Source organism: Ruminococcus sp. 5_1_39BFAA (genome assembly GCF_964240875.1).
GTDB lineage: Bacteria > Bacillota > Clostridia > Lachnospirales > Lachnospiraceae > Blautia_A.
This window is the reverse complement of sequence record NZ_CAXSVO010000016.1, coordinates 69,192-90,480: the sequence shown is the minus strand read 5'-3', so window position 1 is coordinate 90,480 and position 21,289 is coordinate 69,192. Positions and strand designations below refer to the sequence as shown.

Here is a 21,289-nt window from a genome sequence, read left to right as displayed (position 1 = left end):
TAGGGCAGGGGTGGAAGTGCAGTAATGCATGGAGCTGACTGCTACTAATCGGTCGAGGGCTTGACCAAACAGCGAGAAAGCGGTCAAGGCAGGAAGGGAACAGACCGGAGTGAGTTTACTCACAGAGGGATGTTCACAGACTGACTTGGACATTTGCGAAGCAAAAGGCACTGAGCGACGGAGTCGCGAGGTGACCGCTGCCGAGCGTACGGTGGAAAACCGTGGCACGCAAACTCAGCTTTTTCAGGTAAAATGATTCAAAGAATGTCAACATGTATGTAGTTTTGAAGGTGCAAAAGATACGAAGAGTAACCAAAAGGTTGCTCTTTTTTGCATATATAAACAGTAAATATATTTATTGACATATGCTAATTATATGTTATACTAATAATAAACATATGCCAATAACACGGAGGTGAGCTATGCCAAGACCAAATAAGCCCAAAAAAGTCTGTCGGATGCCCATATGTACCACATATTTTTCAGCAACCCAAACAGACTGTCTGCACGAGATCATTCTAACTGTCGAGGAATACGAAACCATTCGTCTCATTGACTATATGGGCATGACGCAGGAAGAGTGTGCCGGGCGGATGGAGGTAGGACGTGCGACAGTACAGACACTTTACACAGAGGCCAGAAAAAAGATTGCACGCTATTTGGTGGAGGCATCCAGACTCAGAATTGAAGGGGGCAATTACGATATTTGTCCGGAGCCCCCGGTTTTTGGCATAAAAAATCATAACAAAGATTTGAAAGGGGATTACATTATGAAAATTGCAGTAACATATGAAAACGGACAGGTATTTCAGCATTTCGGACACACTGAGAAGTTCAAAGTTTATGATGTGGCAGACGGAAAAATTGTTTCCTCAGAGATTATCGATACAAATGGAAGCGGACACGGTGCCCTGGCAGGATTCTTAAAAGCACATGGCGTAGATACATTGATTTGCGGCGGCATCGGCGGCGGAGCCAGAAATGCCCTTGCAGAAGCCGGAATCCAGCTTTTCCCGGGAGCAAGCGGAGATGCGGATGCACAGGTGGAATCCTATCTTACCGGCAGCCTGAATTACAACCCTGACACAGTATGCAACCATCATCACGGAAGCGCAGATCATGACTGCGGAAGCCATGGGGAGGGCCATTCCTGTGGAAGCCATAGCTGCGGACACTAAAATGAAATATCAGGATATTTTGTCAAACTGCACATTATGTCCCAGAAAATGCAAAGCAGACCGATTGAACGGTCATAGAGGATACTGCGGCATGGACAGCACCATATGGGCTGCCCGTGCTGCTTTGCATATGTGGGAGGAACCATGTATATCCGGAAAAAAAGGTTCCGGAGCTGTATTTTTCGCAGGCTGTGGACTGCGCTGCTGTTATTGCCAAAATTGGGACATTGCAGTAGGAGACAGAGGAAAAGAGATTACACCGGAAAGACTTTCCGATATATTCCTTGAACTGGAGCAAAAGGGAGCTGCAAACATTAATCTGGTGACCGGGGCACACTATGTCCCTCAGATTGTAGATGCGTTAGAAGCAGCGAAAAATCGCGGTTTATCCATTTCGGTGGTATATAATTCCAGTGGATATGAGTGTGCGGAAACGCTTCATATGCTGAATGGATTGATCGATATATATTTGCCGGACTTAAAATATCTGGATCCTGATCTGGCAAAAAAATTCTCAAATGCACCAGACTATCCGGATTATGCGAAAGAAGCCATAAAAGAAATGGTCTGTCAGACTGGAAAATGCGAATTTGGAGAAGATGGTTATATTTTAAAGGGAACCATTGTGCGCCATCTGATTCTTCCGGGACATACAAGAAACTCGATTCAGGTGTTGGAATATCTCCATAAGACCTATCACAATGATATATATATCAGCATTATGAATCAGTATACTCCCTTACGGCATCAGGAAAGATATGAGGAGCTAAACCGTCGTGTGACTCTGAGGGAATATGAAAAGGTTTTAAATGCGGCATTAGAAATGGGAATTGAAAACGGATTTTTTCAAGAGGGAGAAACAGCAAAGGAAAGCTTTATTCCGTCGTTTAACTGTGAGGGCGTATAAAAATCCCTATAAATGGAAGGAGGCCGGTACTTTCGTACCGGCGCGTATGAAAAAGAAAAATATTAAATTAAGAAAGACTTATTGCTTTCTACATGTAATAATATACTTAATAAATGTGATAAAAATGTGATAAGCTTTTGAATAATTTGTGAAACAAATAGAAAATCATCTTTCTTTTTAGTGTGTTCTATGCTATAATCTTCGCATCGGGGCATTAGCGCAGTTGGGAGCGCGCCACACTGGCAGTGTGGAGGCCACGGGTTCAAGTCCCGTATGCTCCACTAATAAGTCGCCATCCGAACACTGGGAGTTAGGATACTGATGGTGCGGCTCCAATTAAGTCAAATACCACGCAGTAAGCTGTTAGGTATTTGATTCTTTCGTGAATATAGGCTTAGAGAGGAACAAGGGCGTTCTGCATATTGCAGAGCGCCTTTTCGTGCTTAGGGATACATAAAGAACTGCCACACCGAAGGCGTACCTTGCGTAGTGGCAGGTTCTTTGCATATGATACGAAGATGCAAAATAGATTAAAAAGAAATGGAGGAAGGCAATGAAAAAACATGTTAAAGTAAGCACAGGAATGACCGGGTTTGATAAATCCATTGATATGCTGCGCATGGGAGACAACGTGGTATGGCAGATCGATGAGATCGAAGATTATATGGAGGTCGTGCGGCCGTATATCGATCAGGCGAGAAAAGACGGCAGACGTATTGTATACGTGCGTTTCGGAAGCCATCAGCCTGTACTGGAAGAGGCTGAAGATATCCAGGTTTATCATGTGGATGCTGCACAGGGCTTCGAGCAGTTTGCCACCAATGTACATCAGATCGCGGAACAGGAAGGAAGAGACGTATTCTATGTATTTGACTGTCTCACAGAGCTTCTGAAATTCTGGTATTCAGATCTTATGATCGGAAACTTTTTCAAGGTCACCTGTCCGTACTTGTATATACTGGATACAGTAGCCTATTTTGCAATCAAACGCAATAACCACGTATTTGATACCATTGCCAGAATCCGTGAGACAACCCAATGCCTGTTCGATTTATATATGATCGAGGGCAATATGTACATTCATCCTTTGAAAGCGGATAGAAGATATTCCCCAACCATGTTCTTTCCACACCATATTGACGGAGATAAATTTGAGAGTATCACTTCCAGCACAAAGGCGGCTGAATTATTTTCCGGCTTTGAGTGGGATAAAAAACGTCTGGACTACTGGAATGTGACCATGGATGCGGCCAGGAAGCTGCTGAAAGAACCAAAGGAGGAGCAGGAGGAGATGAAAAACCTTCTGATCAGCCTTTTTATTGGAAAAGAAAAAAGAATCCGGGAATTGAGCCGGAAACATTTTGAATTAAAGGATTTGCTGAAAATCGTATCCAGAGAGGTAGGAACAGGCTATATCGGTGGAAAAAGTGTTGGCATGCTCCTGGCGCGTAAAATGATAAAAAATGCCCGGGGAGAGATGGCGGAAGTCCAGGCATATCTGGAACCGGACGATTCTTTTTTCATAGGGGCTGATGTGTACTATACCTATATTGTGCAAAACGGCTGGTGGGAGCTTAGACTTCAGCAAAAAAGTGAAGAAGGCTACTTTTCCATGGCAGATTCCTTCCGGGAAAAACTGCTGAACGGTGTATTTCCATCCATCATAGAGGAAGAATTTGTTCATATGCTGGAGTATTTTGGACAGTCCCCGGTGATCGTGCGTTCCAGTTCTCTGCAGGAAGATAACTTTGGAAATGCTTTTGCCGGAAAATATGAAAGCGTATTTTGTGTGAATCAGGGAACTCCTCAGGAACGTCTCCATGCCTTTGAGGATGCGGTGCGCCGTGTATATGCCAGCACCATGAATCCTGATGCGCTTCAGTATCGCCGCCAAAGAGGGCTTGCATTAAAGGATGAGCAGATGGCGATTTTGGTACAGAGGGTATCGGGAGATTATTACGGGGATTATTTCTTCCCTCATGCAGCGGGAGTGGGCAACTCTTCGAACCTCTATGTTTGGGACAAAAATATGGATATGGATGCCGGAATGCTGCGTCTGGTATTCGGACTTGGAACACGGGCTGTGGACCGTGTGATCGGCGATTATGTGAAGATTGTGGCGCTGGACGATCCATCCAGGCTGCCGCTTCTCACTGCCCAGGATGAGCGCAAATATTCCCAGCACAAGGCGGATGTACTGGATCTGCCCAATAACAGGTGGTGCAGCAAAGAAATTACAGATTTGATAAAGCTGGATATTAAGGTGCGAAAAAATCTGTTTTTCACTATGGATTATGCGGAGGCGGACCGCCTGCGGTATCTGGGCTACACCAATATTCCGACACCGTTTACCGTAAATTTCCGAAAAATGCTTTCGGATACACGATTCCCCGATATTATGAAAAAGACCTTAAAGCTTTTATCAGGGGAATACGATTATCCTGTTGACATTGAGTTTACTGTGAATTTCCAGAATGAAAAGGACTTCTTCTTTAATCTGGTACAGTGCAGACCACTGCAGACAAGAGGTCTGGGAAAAACCGTGGAAATACCGAAGCTGGAATCTACTGATGACTGTCTGTTTTATTCCGAAGGAAATTTCATGGGCGGAAATCTCAGGATTGAATTGGATAAAGTGATTTTCGTGGATATCCATGAGTATCTGGCTTGTCCGGAGCAGGATAAATACCAGATTGCCAGGGATATCGGAAAACTGAACAATGCTTTAAAAGAAGAAAACGTACTGCTGATGGGACCGGGAAGATGGGGAACCACCACACCATCTTTGGGTGTTCCGGTACATTTTACAGAGATAAGTAATATGGCTGCAATGTGTGAAATTTCCTATCAATCGGAAGGACTGATGCCGGAGCTGTCATACGGAAGCCATTTCTTCCAGGATCTGGTGGAATCCGGAGTGTTTTATATTGCATTGTTCAAGGAACAGGAAGGTGTGGTTTTCCATGAGGAAAAGCTTGAGGGAGAAAATCTTCTGGGAAAGATACTTCCGGAATCGGTGGAATTTGAGAATGTGATAAAAGTGATCGATGTGAAAGGAATGGAGCTTTATTCCGATATCTGCAGACAGAGAGTATTTTGCAGGTAACAGATAAAGAAAAAAGCAGGGCAGTTATCAGGTTTCCGTAGAAAAGACAACTGCCCTGCTTAAGGTATTTTTGAATTTTAGAATTTTTTCCAGGTGTCCCGCTTAAACAGGAGAAGGAGAGGAAAGATTTCCAATCGGCCTGCCAGCATATCGAAAATCAATACACATTTCGACAGAGGCGAAAACAGATCGAAGTTTTCTACAGGACCAACCAGCTCCAGTCCGGGTCCGATATTATTGAAGGTAGCGGCAACAGCAGTAAAATTGGTAGTAAGGTCATAGTTGTCAAAGCCTATCAATAAGACGGAAGCGGAAAAAATCAGTACATAAACGATCAGAAAAATATTGGTGGAACGGACAACATCATGAGCTATGGATTTGTTGTCCATTTTTATTTTTTTCACAGCATTTGGATGCAGATAAATATGAAGCTCCTTCCGCACTGTTTTGCAGAGGATAACAAGGCGCGAAACCTTGATACCGCCTCCGGTACTGCCTGCACAGGCGCCTATAAACATCAGAATCACCAGGATCGTTTTGGATACCACAGGCCACTGGTTGAAATCTGTGGTGGCAAAGCCGGTGGTGGTTATGATGGAACCTACCTGGAATGCGGCCTGTTGGAATGCGATTCCGATATTGCCGAACATATGACGGATGTTAAAGGTAATGAGGAGGATCGCTACTGCAATGATTCCGAGATAATAGCGGACCTCTTCGTTTTTGAATGCCTGCGTATACTTTTTCATCAGGAGCAGGAAGTAAATATTAAAGTTGACGCCAAAAAGTATCATGAATATGGTTATCACGACCTGAAGATAGGTACTGTAGCCTGCAATGCTGTCATTTTTAATTCCGAAGCCGCCGGTTCCTGCGGTACCAAAAGCGGTACAGAGAGAATCAAACAAAGGCATTTTTCCAACTAAAAGGAAAATGATCTGCAGGATGGTCATGGCGATGTAGATGGAGTACAGGATCTTTGCCGTGGACTGAACCTTGGGGACAAGTTTGCTTACGGAAGGTCCCGGGCTTTCCGCCTTCATCAGATTCATATGGTAGCCTCCGGTAAGAGGCAATAGGCAAAGGATAAATACCAGTACACCCATGCCGCCGATCCAATGTGTAAAGGATCGCCAGATCAACACACATCGGGAAAGATTTTCCACTGCAGGAAGTATGCTGGCCCCGGTGGTGGTAAAGCCGGACACTGTTTCAAACAGCGCATTTACAGGATTTGGAATACTTCCTGAAATGACAAAGGGAATGGCTCCGATAATACTGAGAGCAATCCAGCTCAAAGCCACGGTAACAAAGCCCTCTTTTGTGTGAAACACCTTGTTAGACGGTTTTTTTCTGGTAAGAGGTACCCCAACTGCCAGACAGATCAGCATAGTGATCAGGAATGCAATGCCATCTTTTTCGCGGTAAATAATGCTTGTCACACAGGGAAGCAGCATGAAAATTGCTTCAAGCTTAAAAATCCATCCAAGAATAAAAATGATTATGGAATAGTTCATGGTCTTCTCCTTTACTTGTCAAGAATATCGCTGATGTCGCGAAGACCTTTATTGGTTGTGACAATAACAACAGTATCCCCAATCTGGATGGTATCCTGACCACGTGGAATGCGGACAATGCCGTTTCGGTGCAGGCATCCTACCAGGAGATTTTTCTTAAGGTTTAATTGAGACAACGGCTTGTTGATCACAGGAGAATTTTCACGGATAACAAATTCAAGTGCCTCGGCTTTATTGTCCAGAATATGATACAGGGTTTCCACATTACTGCCAATGGAATTCTGGGTGGCGCGTACATATTGGAGAATGTAATCCGCAGTAATATATTTTGGATAAATAACGCTTCCTATATCCAGACCATCGATAATATCATCGTATGCCAGACGGTTTACCTTTGCGATTAGCTTGGCGGATGATACCGTTTTTGCAAAAAGGGAGAGGAAGATATTCTCCTCATCCAGATTAGTAAGGGCAACAAAGGATTCCGCATTGTTCAGACCTTCCTCCAGCAAAAGGGCACGGTCAGTTCCATCGCCGTTTATGATCGTGGCATTTGGAAGCAGGTCACTTAAGTCTTCACAGCGCTGTTTGTTCTTTTCGATGATCTTGACATTAATTTTCATAGCCAGAAGGGCAAGGGCCAGATAATAGGAAATGGTGCCGCCCCCGACTATGATGGTACTTTTTACCTGATGAGTCTTCAGACCTATTTTTATGAAAAACAATGCTGCGTTTAATGGAGAGGAAAGAATAGAAACCATGTCTCCATCGTGGATAATATGATTACCGCCTGGAATGGATACGTTTCCGCGGCTCTCAATCGCACAGACCAGAATATCACAGCGGAAGGTATCTGTCATGGTGGAAATACTCATTCCGTCCAGACCAAATTCAGGCATGACCTTAAATTTCAGAAGCTCCACTCTGCCGCGGGCAAAAGTATCGATCTTGATGGCTGATGGAAAACGAAGCAGGCGGGAAATCTCCTGCGCGGCTGCCAGTTCCGGATTAATGATCATGGTAACGCCAAGACGCTCTTTAATAAAACCGATCTCCTTGCTGTAAACAGGATTGCGCACACGGGCTATGGTGTGGCAGTGACCGGTTTTTTGGGCAATAAGGCAGCAGAGAAGGTTCAGCTCATCCGAGGCTGTGACTGCGATCAGAATGTCGGCTGTCTCAATTCCGGCTTCCATCAGCGTATTAATACTGGCACCGTTTCCTACAACACCAAGGGCATCAATATCATCGGAGAGAGCATTGATCTTTTCCGGTGAAATGTCGATAAGGGTTAGGTCGGTTTCTTCTTCCTGTAGCTGTTCTGCAAGGGTACGTCCGACTTTACCGCACCCAACAATAATTATCTGCATAGTTCCTCCAAATAAGTAAATTTATTCCCGCAGGGTCAAATATTCCGCGATTTCCCCGGTAATATCTGACTGAAGTAAGGACCGTATACAAGAAAATGAAAGGTGAAAAAACACCCCATGATACGGTAAGCATATTATAGCACTGTTGTCTGCATTTTGAAACAGGTATTTTCAGAAGATATTGCCCGTTATAAGGCAGGTTGGCAGGACCAGAGCTGCCGCCCCACAGACAATGGCGAATCTGTGGGCAGCAGCTCCTGTTCTCCTTATTTTTTCTGGCAATCATCACAGCTCGCTTTGCAGGGATTGTCAAAGCTCGGGTTAAAAGCATAGAAGTTTTTCGCATCCAACTGCTCCTGGATAGAGCGCAGAGCTTCACCGAAGCGCTGGAAGTGTACTACTTCGCGGGCGCGCAGGAAACGGATGGGATCTGCCACCTCCGGCATGTTGCGCACTACACGAAGAATATTGTCGTAAGTGGAGCGGGCTTTCTGTTCGGCAGCCAGGTTTTCAAAAAGGTCTGTAATAGGATCGCCTTTGCTCTGGAATTCACAGGCATTAAAGGGAACGCCGCCTGCTGCCTGTGGCCAGATGCCTACCGTATGGTCGATATAATACGGCCCGAAACCGGACTTTTCAATCTCCTCCATGGAAAGCCCTCTTGTAAGCTGATGGACTATGGTAGAAACCATTTCCAGATGTGCAAGCTCTTCTGTACCGATGTCATTTAAAACAGCGGTTGCCATCCGGTTCGGCATGGTAAAACGTTGGGACAGGTATCTCATGGAAGCGCCGATCTCGCCGTCGGGGCCGCCGTATTGACTCATGATATACTGCGCCACTTTTGCGTTGGGAGTCGTAATGTTGATTGGATACTGCAATCTTTTCTCATAATTCCACATAACTCATTCACGCTCCTTCCTTTTCCCATGGGAATGGCTGTTCCATCCATTTCCAGGTATCTCCGCCTGTCAAAAGAGCATCATCAACAGTCAACGGACCGCACGTCCGGGCATACTCATCCATCAGTTTTCTTCTCTGTTCCGCAACGTCTTTATAGTATGCCAGTGCCTTTTCATCACAGGGATGGGTATCCAGATAAAGGAGAATATCGTTTACGGCAAAGCTTACCTCATTAATGCTCTGCAGAAGCCTTGACCTGGAAGAATTTTCATTCTGGCGCATCATTTACATCCTCCTCTCATTCCGCAGAACGGCTTGCAAAGCTGCGGGAATATGGTCCCTACGGACAGAGCATAGCCTAATTCAAAGGTCGTGGTAAGCTCCTGGCAGGGTACGTATGCCATGGCTGCCGGCAAATACTGAAGATGTGTATACATCTCCATATCCTTTGAGGTTGTTCCCGGCATTACGCAGTCACATCTCTTTTCCTGCTTTTCGCAGGGGCAGGGTCTTCTGTCATTTCTTTCCCGTCTGACTGGCATGGGGGAATTCATCATACCGCAGGTTCTATTATAAGGACGGCCGCCCGAACGGTTCATCTGATAATTTTCCATGAAAGAATCCTTTCTGTTTTGCCAAAGCTTTCTTTATAGTTTATGTCATAAAGAGAGAAATGTGTGCATACTCCGAAAAACTGCCCCGGCGTTTGCCGGGGCAGCATGTTATTTATCCATCGTATATGGCTCATCAGCCGGATAACCTCCGGCGGCCTTTTGCATTCCGCGGGGAAGGGCATCCTTGGAAGTGCGCCAGTCTGCGTCCTTGTTGCGGTAGTCGAATTTGTCGCAAAACCAGTCCAGATCATCACAGAGACGCTGCATATTTTCTTCCATCATGGGAAGAAGAATATCGAGAAATTCTCTCTTGGCTTTATCGGAAAGGGCGGTTTCAGCGGCCTCCACAAGATCGCCGAAATGAGGGATACAGAACCCCTTGCTGTTTTTGAACAGTTCTCTAAACTCCGGATTTTTGCGGTACATATCAAAAAAAGTTTCCAAATCTGTCTCGGCACGTACATCATCCTCCATGTAGGAAGCGCCGGAACCCAGAACAAAGTCCATAGTGTGCTGCTCGAGCTGACGTTCCACAAAGCAAAACGGGCATTCATCTCCGGCTTTAAAGGCATCAATAAGCGGAATGGTATAAATTTTTTCTTTCATGGCAAGTCTCCCTGGATTATTTTTCGATATGAATATACAGAACTTTTTTATAGATTAGCATATTTTTCAGAGAAAAGAAAGACTCTGTTACACTGGAGTGAGCTTGATATGTTATGATAATGAGAAATTTGTGCATAAATCGAAACAACTGGGAGATGTGAATATGAGAAAGAAGAAACTTATTATTTGTCTGGCGTTTCTGGTGATATGTATGGGAATCGCCGTATGTTATCTGGTACCCCGTCTGATGTGGGAAAAACCGGAAGAGCTTTTGAAGAAGTACATAGGGTATATTGAAACCGGAGAATATGAGAAAATGTATGAGCTTGTTGCGGCAGAGGAATCCGGCAATATAACAGAGGAAGCTTTCATAGAAAGAAACTCCAGGATATACGAAGGAATTGAGGCGCAGAATGTCCGCGTGGAAATCCTGGGAACTGCTGACAGCGGGAAAACTGTGTCCTATCAATGCTCCATGGACACGCTGGCGGGAGAGATTAGCTTTGAGAACAGCGCAAGATTTGTGAAGGGAAAAAGAAGCTATGAGCTGTTATGGGATGACACGCTGATCTTTCCGTCATTGGGGGCCTCAGATGTGGTGCGGGTTTCAACAAAAGCTGCAAAAAGAGGCAGGATCCTTGACCGAAATGGAAATGTTCTGGCAGGTGAAGGAGTGGCGACCTCTGTGGGAATCGTACCAGGCAAGATGAAAGATCAGTATGAGACTGTCCGGCGGTTGGCAGAGATGCTTGACATGGATGAAAAAAGCATAGAAACAAAGCTTGAAGCGAAATGGGTTAAGGATGATTCTTTTGTACCCGTAAAAACCATTTCAAAAGCGCATGTACCAGACGTATCAGACATGCTTCTGGGGGAAGCATTTCTTCATGAGAATGAACTGGAGGAGGAGCTTCTGGATATTCCGGGAGTTATGCTGACTGACACAAGTGTCCGCGCTTACCCGCTGGGTGAGGCAGCCGCCCATCTTATCGGGTATGTCCAGAATGTGACTGCGGAGGATCTGGAGGAGCATAAAGGCGAAGGCTATCGCGCAGACAGCGTGATCGGACGGAGCGGCATGGAAGGGCTTTACGAAAAAGAGCTGAAGGGTCAGGATGGCTGCCGGATTTACATTGAAAATGCAAATGGGGATACGAAGTCCATTCTGGCAGATATTGCTGTCCAGGATGGGGTGGATGTCCGGCTGACCATAGATTCCTGGATGCAGAGGGCGCTGTATGAGCAGTTTCAGGAGGATAAAAGCTGTTCAGTTGCCATGAATCCTTACACGGGAGAAGTGCTTGCACTGGTGAGCACGCCTTCCTATGACAGCAGTCTTTTTGTGCTGGGAATGTCTGACAGCCAATGGGAAAGCTTAAACAATGATGAGGACAGACCCTTATATAACCGATTCCGTCAGATTTGGTGTCCCGGTTCCTCTTTTAAGCCCATTATTGCTGCAATCGGACTGGAAAGCGGTGCCATTGACCCGGCGCAGGATTATGGTTATGAAGGTCTTAGCTGGCAGAAGGACAGCTCGTGGGGAGCGTATTATGTCACCACTCTTCATGATTATTCGCCTGCTGTTCTTGAAAATGCAATGATGTATTCTGACAATATATATTTCGCAAAGGCTGCAATGAGGATCGGCTCAGAACGGCTGTGTGATTCATTGAAAAATATGGGTTTCGGGGAAACGCTTCCCTTTGAGATCCTTATGGAAAAATCGCAGTATTCCAATACGGAAAGTATAGAGTCAGAGATCCAGCTTGCGGACAGCGGTTACGGACAGGGCCAGATCCTTATAAACCCAGTGCATCTGGCAGCTTTGTATACAGCCTTTAGCAATGAAGGAAATGTGATCCGGCCGCGGCTTCTTTATCAGGAGCAGATCCAGCCATCCACATGGATATCTTCGGCATTTTCTTCCGAAACTGTGGCAGAGGTCCTTAAGGGGATGGAGATGGTGGTAAACAATCCGGAAGGAACCGGTTATGGAGCACATCTTGACAGTGTATCCCTTGCGGGAAAAACCGGGACAGCGGAGATCAAGGCATCCCAGGAGGATACGGACGGCACAGAGCTTGGCTGGTTTGCTGTGTTTACAACGGATAAGAGCAGTGAGACACCGCTTCTCCTCCTGAGCATGACTGAGGATGTGAAAGAACGGGGCGGCAGCGGCTATGTGGTGGAAAAAGACCGCGCCGTTTTGGAAGCATATCTGAAATAAGGTCGATGGCAGACGCAGCCCGCCTGACAGATTTTTCATTGCGTACGGGAGGTGACCATGGTATAATGTGAACACTTGATGAGCACAAGCCGAGAGGCGCAGTGGCGAATCTAGTGAGAACATATGCCTGGACACTTAGTGAATGCAAGCCGCAGGCGCAGCATGAGCTTAGTGACCATGGTATAATATGAACACTTCCTAAATACTTTTATAAGAGAGTCAGGTGATGCAATGGCAAATACAAAGGTGCAGAAACGGAAAAAATCCGTAGCTGCCAAACGCAGCAGAGCCAGAAAAAGAGTCAAGTCCGATTATTATGACTACAGCCTTGTTGCGGTGATCATTCTTCTTACGTGCTTTGGACTGATCATGCTGTATAGTACCAGCTCCTACGTGGCGCAGCTGGACCATAACGATGATATGTTTTATTTTAAGAAACAGGCGGAGATCAGTGCGGCATGCATTGTCATGGCGCTGGGAATTTCCTGGTTCGATTACCATATTCTGACAAAATTCACCACCATTTTATACGTGGTATCCCTGGGACTTATGGTGCTGGTAAAAACGCCCCTGGGGGTGTCCTCCCACGGCGCCAGGAGATGGCTGAAGCTGGGACCGCTTCCTCAGTTCCAGCCTGCGGAGATCGCAAAGATCGCCGTGATCGTCAGCCTTTCCTATATGATCGTCCAGATGGGAAAACAGGTTAAGACGTTGAAGGCCTGCATGGTCCTGGCAGCCATAGGCGGCGTGCAGGCGCTTGTAGCCTATGTCTTTACGGATAACCTGAGTACCGCTATCATTATTTTCTGTATTACGGCAGGTCTGGTGTTTATGGCGCATCCGGATACAAGACCCTTCCTGCTTCTTGCAGCGGGCGGGCTCCTTATAATCGCGGTCGGAGTGGCAGTCCTTTCCAGCGTGATGGAGGAGAGCGACAATTTCCGGCTCCAGCGTATTCTGGTGTGGCTCCATCCTGAGGATTACGCCAGCGGAGACGGCTATCAGACCCTTCAGGCGCTGTATGCCATCGGTTCCGGCGGATTTTTCGGACGGGGACTGGGAAACAGTATCCAGAAGCTGGGCAGCGTGCCGGAGGCACAGAACGACATGATCTTTTCTATTATCTGTGAGGAGCTGGGGATTTTCGGCGCCATTATCGTGCTGGCGCTTTTTGCCTATCTGCTGTACCGGCTGTTTTTCATCGCGCAGAACGCGCCGGACATGTTCGGCTCTTTACTTGTGACCGGGATTTTTATACATATTGCTCTTCAGGTCATCTTCAATATTGCAGTCGTGGTGAACCTGATGCCGAATACGGGCGTTACGCTGCCGTTTATCAGCTATGGAGGTACGTCCATTCTGTTTTTGATGGCTGAGATGGGACTGGCGCTGAGCGTGGCGCGGCAGATAAAATTCCAGGAGCCGGAGTTCACGATGTAGAGTGGCGTAAGTATGAAATTTCTGGAAAATGTCTTGACAAACAGGCGCGCAAATTATATACTTTCCGCAGCATAAGACATTGTAGCTGTTCGGTGTTCTTATGGCTACGGTGCTCAGAATACTGTATTCTGGATAGTTACGGATATATTCTAAAGGAGAGAAAGCAATGTTAGAAAAAATGAGAGAAATGATTGCAGAACAGTTAAACTGTGAGGCAGACGCAATTACAGCGGACACATCCTTTAAGGATGATTTGGGAGCAGATTCCCTTGATCTGTTCGAGCTGGTTATGGCTCTGGAGGACGAGTATAGTCTCGAGATCCCGGCAGAAGAGCTTGGGGAGCTGAATACCGTAGGCGATGTTATTGAATATCTGAAGGACAGAGGCGTTGATGCCTGAAGCGAATGAAAATCTTCCGAAGCCGGGGTGCTTGCGGGAGATTTTTTTTGTTTAGTTGAAAAGCGAGGCAGAGAGGGGTATAATGAAAAAAAAGCCTGCGGCTTCCGCATAGATAAGCGTGCGGTGCCCGAAGGGAGGAATGAATATGGCTGATTCGTATAGGGATAAATTAGGCTATCTGCGAGAGGTGATAGACAGGAGCAAATACATGGTCTGCCTGTTCGGAGTGGGCATCGGTTCCCAGTGCGGATGCACAAATTACCGTGATGAAAGTGACTCCTATGACATTGAGGCAAAATATGGATATTCTCCGGATGAATTGTTTAATGTCTCCTTTTTCAATACAAGGGTAGAGCGATTCTATGAGTTTTACAAAAATGACATGCTGAACAATCTGGGAACCGTAGGAGAAGGGCTGTACAGCCTTCAGAGAATGGAAGCGCAGGGTAAGCTGAAATATATCATCACCAGAGACATTTATTCACTCCCAAGAAGGGCTGGCTGCCAAAATGTCTATGAGCTCCACGGAAGCGTATACAGGAATTTTTGCCCGCACTGCAAAAAAGCATATCCGGTCGAATACCTGCAGAACAGCAAAGGCGTGCCCAAATGTGAAGACTGCGGCACCGTTATCCGGCCAGGTGTTTCCATGGTGGGAGAGATGGTGGACAATGCGCTGATATCCAAGGCTGCGGAGGAAGTGAAAAAGGCAGATACGCTCCTGGTGCTTGGAAGCACCTTAAAGGCATCCCTCACAAACACCTTCCTGCGCTATTTCGAGGGGGATGAGCTGGTTCTGATAAACAATACGGAGCATTTTGCTGACAACATTGCAGATTTGGTAATTCACGGAAATCCTATGGACATTTTGAAGGATTTAGGTATATAATAGACCGGAAAAAATAACAGGAGACATAAAGACCATGAGTAAGATTCGTACAAGATTCGCACCAAGCCCCACAGGAAGGATGCACGTGGGAAACTTGAGAACTGCATTATACGCATACCTCATCACAAAGCATGAGGGCGGAGATTTTATCCTCCGTATTGAAGATACAGACCAGGAACGTTATGTAGAAGGCGCTGTGGATATCATCTACCGTACCCTGGAAAAGACAGGCCTCCTTCACGACGAAGGACCGGATAAGGACGGCGGCGTAGGCCCATATGTTCAGAGTGAACGTCAGGCATCCGGCATTTATTTAAAATATGCGGAGCAGCTCATTGAGCAGGGCGATGCCTATTACTGCTTCTGCCAGAAGGAAGAGCTGGAAAATATGAAGCGCGTGGTAGCCGGAAAAGAGATTTCCATTTATGATAAACGCTGCTTAAAGCTTTCCAGGGAAGAGGTACAGAGACGTCTGGACGCAGGGGAGCCTCATGTGATCCGGTTCAACATGCCGTCCGAAGGGACGACTACCTTCCATGACGTGATCTATGGCGACATTACGGTAAACAACGAGGAGCTGGAGGATCTGATCCTGATCAAATCCGACGGTTACCCTACATACAACTTTGCAAACGTAATTGACGATCATCTCATGGGCATTACCCATGTGGTGAGAGGAAATGAGTATCTTTCCTCCGCACCGAAATATAACCGTATTTACGAAGCGTTTGGCTGGGACATCCCTGTATATGTACATTGCCCGCTGATCACAGACGAGACCCATGCGAAGCTTTCCAAGCGTTCCGGACATTCCTCCTATGAGGATCTGCTGGATCAGGGCTTTGTTTCCGAAGCAATTGTAAACTATGTGGCGCTTCTTGGTTGGAGTCCTGCTGACAATAACGAGATTTTCACGCTGGAAGAGCTGGTAAAAGCATTTGATTACCGTCACATCAATAAATCCCCGGCAGTATTTGACATCACAAAGCTTCGCTGGATGAATGGGGAATACATTAAGAAAATGGCCCCGGATGCTTTTTATGAAAAAGCCCTGCCATACATGAAGCAGGTACTGAAAAAGGATTACGATTTCAAAAAGATTGCGGCAATGGTGCAGACCAGGATCGAAACCTTCCCGGATATTCCGGAGCTGATCGATTTCTTTGAGACAGTGCCGGAGTACGATGCGTCCATGTACCGTCATAAGAAAATGAAAACCACAGAGGAATCCTCCCTGTCAGTATTGAAGGAGGTTCTCCCTGTACTGGAAGCCCAGGAGGATTACACAAACGATCCGCTGTATGCTTCTTTAAGTGAATTTGTAAAGGAAAAAGGCTACAAAAACGGCTATGTTATGTGGCCTCTCAGAACTGCTGTTTCCGGAAAACAGATGACGCCTGCAGGTGCCACTGAGATCATGGAGATCATTGGCAAGGAAGAAACGCTGAAACGTGTCAGCGCGGCTATTGAAAAGCTGAGCCAGTTATAAGAATGAAAAAAAATCCATCTCAATTAAGAGCAATCGCTCACCTGTCAGGGCCAATGATGGTCCTGGCAGGCCCCGGTTCGGGGAAAACATCCGTAGTCGTGGAACGAACTGCATATCTGATCCGCGAGGGGAAGATTCCCGCTTCCTCTATTCTTGTTGTGACCTTTTCCAAAGCGGCGGCAAGAGAAATGAAGGAGCGGTTTTTGCGTTTTATGGAAATACCGCGCAGCGATGTGACATTCGGAACCTTTCACGGCGTATTTTACGGGATTTTGAAGCAGGCATACGGATTAGGGGCAGGAAACATTCTGTCAGAGGAAGAAAAATATGGGATCCTGAAGGAACTGACGATGGAATACGGTCAGGATATGGCGCAGGAAGGGGACTTCCTGGAAGAGGTGGCAAAGGAGATCAGTGTGGTAAAAGGAAACAGGATATCCCTGGAACACTACTATGCCTCCTGTTGTTCCGATGAGGTTTTCCGCCGGATTTTTATGGGATACCGCAATGCGCTGCGGCAGAAAAGAAAACTGGATTTTGACGATATGCTCTTATGCTGCTACCAGCTTTTGTCCCAGCGGCAGGATATCCGGCAGGCCTGGCAGCAAAAATTCCGTTATATTATGGTGGATGAGTTTCAGGATATCAACCACCTGCAGTATGACACGGTGCGTCTTTTGGCAGCGCCGGAGAATAACCTGTTTATTGTGGGGGATGACGACCAGTCTATTTACCATTTCCGGGGCGCAAGGCCGGAGATCATGCTGAATTTCAAAAAGGTCTATTCGGAGGCTGAGACCGTCCTTCTGGATGTCAATTACCGCTGCAGTGAAAATATCCTGAGCACTGCCATGAAGGTGGTAAGCTGCAACCAAAAGCGGTTTTCTAAAAAGCTGTCTACGCCAAATGAGAAGGGAAAGCCGGTATGCCTGCGGGAATTTCAAAATCCCCGTGAGGAATATCTGGCGGTTTCAGCAAAACTAAAGCAGAGGCTGGAGGCGGGGGAAAACCTGGAGGATACGGTCATTCTTTTCCGGACCAATCAGGAAGCGGAAGGCTTGGTGGGAACGCTGATGGAATATCAGATTCCTTTTACCATGAAGGAGCAGCTTCCAAATCTTTTCCGCCACTGGATATGCAGAAATCTGCGGGCTTATCTGGCCATGGCAGCAGGAGACAGAAGCAGGCGGACCTTTCTGGAGATCATGAACCGTCCTAACAGGTATATTGCCAGGGATGCACTGACAGAACCGCAGATCCGTTTTGAAGCTTTGCAGGAGTATTATAAGGACAAAGACTGGATGTGTGACAGGATCACCACGCTGGAAACCCATCTTAAGATTCTTGCCACCCTGAATCCCTACGCGGCGATCAATTTTATACGCAAGGGAATGGGATATGAGGAATATCTGCGGGAATATGCCGATTATCGCCGGATGAAGCCGGAGGAGCTTCTGGAGGTTCTTGAACGCATCCAGGAGAGTGCGAAAGGAATGAAGTCTCTTTCTGAATGGGAGGAGTACATAGAGGCTTATACGAAAAAGCTTGCGGAACAGGCAAAGAAGCAGGAGGTAAAGAGGGAAGGCGTGACCCTTTCCACCCTGCATGCTTCTAAGGGACTGGAATATGACAGGGTCTATATCATGAACGTAAATGAGGGAAGCATTCCCTACAAAAAAGCAGTTCTGCAGGAAGCGCTGGAGGAAGAGAGACGGCTTTTTTATGTGGGAATGACAAGAGCGAAAAAGGAGCTGACGTTATGCTATGTGAAACGCCAGTTTGAAAAGGAACGGGATCCATCCAGATTTCTGGAGGAGGCAGGGCTTTTGAATAGGGAAAAGAAATCCGGTAAACCTATCTTGTAAACCGAATGGAAATCGATTATAATAAAGCCCGTTGTTAAGTCTATCAATTCGAAGGACGAAAACCGTGAGACAAAAAATAAACAGAAGGATGAAAAGGCTGATCCGAAGCTTTGCACTGAAGCTTCTCCTTATGGTACTGGTGCTTGCAGGTTCCTTTGCTTCTTACGCATTTATCTACAGAGGAAAGACAGAGCGTCCGGCAAAGAGCGCAGTCACCAACAGGGATGCCGCAGTGTATACTCTGAACGGACAGATTCAGATGCTGTCCCAAAAGGAGGAGCTTGTCGCATTTGCCTTTGAGGACAGAAAAAAAGAAATCGAATACGGAACCTATATCATTCCAGGACTGAAATCCACCAGAACCCTGCTAACCAGCGAAGGTGATAAGCCTGCTGTGTGCACATCCATGACACCCCAGGGTCTGGCGGTTACAGATAAATATGTTTTGATCAGCGCTTACTGCCATACGGAAAAGCATAACTCGGTCATCTACGTAGTGGACAAGGAAACGCACCGCTTCATCAAGGAAGTGATCCTTCCGGGTCAGCCTCATGTGGGTGGACTGGCGTATGACAGTGAGCACGAGGTTTTGTGGTACTCATCCAATACAGAGGAGCTGGCTCAGGCGGTGAGCATCACCATGGATACGCTGGAAGCATACGATTACGATGAGAGCCAGAGACCCATTACCGTAAATCAGGTATGCAGCCTTTACGGAATCGTGAGAGATTCCTTTATGACCTTTTATGAGGGCTGCCTGTATGTGGGATGTTTTATGAAATATTCGGAGAGCGCCATTGCCAGATATCCGGTCGATGGCAGCGGAAATCTGATCAATACCATAGATGAGGGTCTGGGCATGAACTTTGAGATGGCGATTCCACTTGACTATTCCACCATATCGGAACAGGCACAGGGAATGGCGTTTTACGAGAACAAGCTTTTGCTTTCCCATTCCTATGGAATTCTGCCTTCCAGGCTTGTGTTCTATGAAAAGTCGGATAAGCGGCTGTATGTGGATGAAAACTCCGCAAAGAGCTACCGCTTTCCGGAACGGATGGAGCAGATCTTTGTGGAGGGCGATGACCTGTATGTATTGTTTGAATCAGGAGCCTATGCCTACAGTGCGGCATCCGTCAATATTGTGGACAGGGTACTGAAATTAAGTCTGCCGAAAATGGAGACATATGAATCGAAATGGGCAAATGCCCGGCTTTTCAGGGATTAAAAGGGAGGCTGCGGCATTTGCCTTTTCTATGTTGAAAATAATCGTGGTACTAAAACAGGATTGTCCACATATATTTTAGTGTAAAGAGGTGATACAGATAGACGCGAATCAGATTCAGAACCTGTTTGCGGGAAATATCCGCAAGCTGCTGATGGACGCAGAACTTGATTATGATAAAGTGTATGAGATACGCCTGCGGGTGGGACGGCCTCTTTTTCTTACCTATGACGGAGGAGAGTGCTTCCTGAACAGCAAAGGAGAAAACAAGTATCTTGTAACAAGAGAAGACTTAAAGGAAACCCTAGAGTATGTAAGCGGATATTCCCTGTATGCCTATGAGGATGAGGTTCGCCAGGGCTTTTTAAGCGTTCAGGGCGGGCATCGCGTAGGGGTGACGGGAAAGGTCATTCTGGACGGGAACTGCATCCGGGGCATGAAGTACATTTCCTGCATCAATGTGCGTCTGGCTCATCAGATCCTGGGCTGTGCGGATGCGGTGATGCCTTACATACAAAGGAAGGACTGGGTGGCGCATACACTGATCGTGTCGCCTCCGCGGTGCGGAAAGACTACGCTGCTACGCGATATCATCCGTCAGCTCAGCAATGGCAGGAAAAATATACCCGGATTGACAGTGGGAGTGGTGGATGAGCGCAGCGAGCTGGCAGGCTGCTATCAGGGCGTGCCGCAGAACGATCTGGGAATGCGCACAGATATACTGGACGGATGTCCGAAAGCAGAGGGAATGCAGATGCTCATCCGCTCCATGTCGCCTGCAGTGGTTGCAGTAGATGAACTGGGAAAGGAAGAGGATTTTAAGGCAGTGGAATCGGTGATCCACTGCGGATGCAAACTGATTGCCACAGCTCACGGCAATTCCCTGGAGGATGTGCTGAATCAGCCCTTTTTTTACAAGCTGGTCCGGGAACGCATTTTCGAGCGCTACATCCTTTTGGGAAAAGGTGAACGGGCAGGAATTGTGCAGGGGATTTTTGACAGGAATGGGAATTTATGCTGAAAGCGGCAGGGATTTTTTTGATCATTTTTGCAGGAACAGGATTGGGGCTTTGTAAAAGCATGGAGCTTACCAGGCGGGAGCGGGCCCTGAAGGAGATACTGAGGATGGTCATTTTGTTAAAGGGAGAGATCCGTTATGGATGTGCCTCCCTTTCTGACGCTTTTACAGGAGCGGCGGGAAAAATGGCAGGGGACTACCGGGCTTTTCTCATCTATACGGCAAAAGCAATGGGAGCCGGAACGGGAAAGCCCTTTGGCGAGCTTTTCCGGGAGTGTGCAGAGGAATATCTGGGAAGACTGGGACTGAAGCAGGAGGAGAGAGAGCAGTTTTTTTCCCTGGGAGAGCATCTGGGATATCTTGATATTTCCATGCAGGTGAAGCAGCTTACCCTTTATGAGGAGGAACTTTCGGAACACATCAGGGCACTGCAGGAGGAAATACCCGGCAAAAAGAAGGTGTATCAAAGTCTGGGGATTTTAGGAGGAATTCTTCTGGCAGTTCTGGTTTGGTGACAGAGCCAAGAGGAAAG

General features: G+C 46.7%; 18 protein-coding genes and 1 tRNA gene. 13 read left to right on the top strand and 6 right to left on the bottom strand.

Features of this window, described 5'->3' with window-relative positions; translation table 11 throughout:
* The first annotated feature begins 422 nt into the window (after positions 1–422).
* The 4 genes from ACESZH_RS15875 to ACESZH_RS15860 all read left to right on the top strand — a co-directional run bounded on the left by ACESZH_RS15875 (position 423) and on the right by ACESZH_RS15860 (position 5,191).
* Positions 423–1,178, top strand: coding sequence for a NifB/NifX family molybdenum-iron cluster-binding protein (locus tag ACESZH_RS15875; RefSeq protein WP_373217595.1), 756 nt, complete (start codon positions 423–425; stop codon positions 1,176–1,178).
* Positions 1,153–2,085, top strand: a complete 933-nt coding sequence (locus ACESZH_RS15870; protein WP_373217596.1) for a radical SAM protein — start codon at positions 1,153–1,155, stop codon at positions 2,083–2,085. The genes ACESZH_RS15875 and ACESZH_RS15870 overlap by 26 nt, the downstream gene beginning before the upstream one ends.
* A gap of 208 nt (positions 2,086–2,293) precedes the next feature.
* Positions 2,294–2,366, top strand: a tRNA-Ala gene (locus ACESZH_RS15865).
* A gap of 272 nt (positions 2,367–2,638) precedes the next feature.
* A complete protein-coding gene (locus ACESZH_RS15860) occupies positions 2,639–5,191 on the top strand; it encodes a PEP/pyruvate-binding domain-containing protein (RefSeq protein ID WP_373217598.1) in 2,553 nt (850 codons plus the stop codon).
* Positions 5,192–5,268: 77 nt separating this feature from the next.
* On the opposite strand, the gene ACESZH_RS15855 is transcribed toward ACESZH_RS15860, so the two are convergent.
* The 6 genes from ACESZH_RS15855 to ACESZH_RS15830 form a co-directional block, all read right to left on the bottom strand.
* Positions 5,269–6,708 carry a TrkH family potassium uptake protein gene (locus ACESZH_RS15855; RefSeq protein ID WP_373217599.1) on the bottom strand — a complete coding sequence of 480 codons (1,440 nt, stop codon included), beginning with the start codon at positions 6,706–6,708 and terminating at the stop codon, positions 5,269–5,271.
* Between the two features lie 11 nt (positions 6,709–6,719).
* The gene (gene trkA, locus ACESZH_RS15850; protein ID WP_373217601.1) at positions 6,720–8,078 is read right to left on the bottom strand and encodes a Trk system potassium transporter TrkA; all 1,359 of its coding nucleotides are present in this window, start codon (positions 8,076–8,078) and stop codon (positions 6,720–6,722) included.
* A gap of 266 nt (positions 8,079–8,344) precedes the next feature.
* Positions 8,345–8,980, bottom strand: coding sequence for a manganese catalase family protein (locus ACESZH_RS15845; RefSeq protein WP_373217602.1), 636 nt, complete (start codon positions 8,978–8,980; stop codon positions 8,345–8,347).
* Positions 8,981–8,987: 7 nt separating this feature from the next.
* Positions 8,988–9,266 carry a spore coat protein CotJB gene (locus tag ACESZH_RS15840; RefSeq protein ID WP_373217603.1) on the bottom strand — a complete coding sequence of 93 codons (279 nt, stop codon included), beginning with the start codon at positions 9,264–9,266 and terminating at the stop codon, positions 8,988–8,990.
* Entirely contained in the window at positions 9,263–9,595 is a 333-nt protein-coding gene (locus ACESZH_RS15835; protein ID WP_373217605.1) for a spore coat associated protein CotJA, read from the bottom strand. The genes ACESZH_RS15840 and ACESZH_RS15835 overlap by 4 nt, the downstream gene beginning before the upstream one ends.
* A gap of 108 nt (positions 9,596–9,703) precedes the next feature.
* On the bottom strand, positions 9,704–10,201 hold the full coding sequence (locus tag ACESZH_RS15830; protein ID WP_373217606.1) for a DUF6062 family protein: 498 nt from the start codon (positions 10,199–10,201) through the stop codon (positions 9,704–9,706).
* A 163-nt stretch (positions 10,202–10,364) separates the two neighbouring features.
* Here ACESZH_RS15830 and ACESZH_RS15825 point away from each other — a divergent pair, with 163 nt between their 5' ends.
* From ACESZH_RS15825 to ACESZH_RS15785, 9 genes are all read left to right on the top strand, one after another.
* Positions 10,365–12,431, top strand: a complete 2,067-nt coding sequence (locus tag ACESZH_RS15825) for a penicillin-binding transpeptidase domain-containing protein (RefSeq protein ID WP_373217607.1) — start codon at positions 10,365–10,367, stop codon at positions 12,429–12,431.
* Positions 12,432–12,662: 231 nt separating this feature from the next.
* Complete coding sequence (locus ACESZH_RS15820) at positions 12,663–13,871, top strand: FtsW/RodA/SpoVE family cell cycle protein (RefSeq protein ID WP_373217609.1); 1,209 nt, start codon at positions 12,663–12,665, stop codon at positions 13,869–13,871.
* A gap of 166 nt (positions 13,872–14,037) precedes the next feature.
* Positions 14,038–14,271: an acyl carrier protein gene (acpP, locus tag ACESZH_RS15815; RefSeq protein ID WP_373217610.1), complete on the top strand. Its 234-nt coding sequence runs from the start codon at positions 14,038–14,040 to the stop codon at positions 14,269–14,271.
* 145 nt (positions 14,272–14,416) lie between these two features.
* Complete coding sequence (locus tag ACESZH_RS15810) at positions 14,417–15,160, top strand: NAD-dependent deacetylase (protein ID WP_373217612.1); 744 nt, start codon at positions 14,417–14,419, stop codon at positions 15,158–15,160.
* A 34-nt stretch (positions 15,161–15,194) separates the two neighbouring features.
* Complete coding sequence (gene gltX, locus ACESZH_RS15805) at positions 15,195–16,649, top strand: glutamate--tRNA ligase (RefSeq protein WP_373217613.1); 1,455 nt, start codon at positions 15,195–15,197, stop codon at positions 16,647–16,649.
* A 2-nt stretch (positions 16,650–16,651) separates the two neighbouring features.
* A complete protein-coding gene (locus ACESZH_RS15800) occupies positions 16,652–18,514 on the top strand; it encodes an ATP-dependent helicase (protein ID WP_373217615.1) in 1,863 nt (620 codons plus the stop codon).
* A gap of 64 nt (positions 18,515–18,578) precedes the next feature.
* Positions 18,579–19,742 (top strand): hypothetical protein, encoded by a 1,164-nt coding sequence (locus ACESZH_RS15795; RefSeq protein ID WP_373217616.1) that lies wholly within the window; start codon positions 18,579–18,581, stop codon positions 19,740–19,742.
* A gap of 88 nt (positions 19,743–19,830) precedes the next feature.
* Positions 19,831–20,760 carry a stage III sporulation protein AA gene (spoIIIAA, locus tag ACESZH_RS15790; RefSeq protein WP_373217617.1) on the top strand — a complete coding sequence of 310 codons (930 nt, stop codon included), beginning with the start codon at positions 19,831–19,833 and terminating at the stop codon, positions 20,758–20,760.
* Complete coding sequence (locus ACESZH_RS15785; RefSeq protein ID WP_373217618.1) at positions 20,754–21,272, top strand: stage III sporulation protein AB; 519 nt, start codon at positions 20,754–20,756, stop codon at positions 21,270–21,272. Before spoIIIAA ends, ACESZH_RS15785 begins: the two co-directional genes overlap by 7 nt.
* The last annotated feature ends 17 nt before the right edge of the window (positions 21,273–21,289 follow it).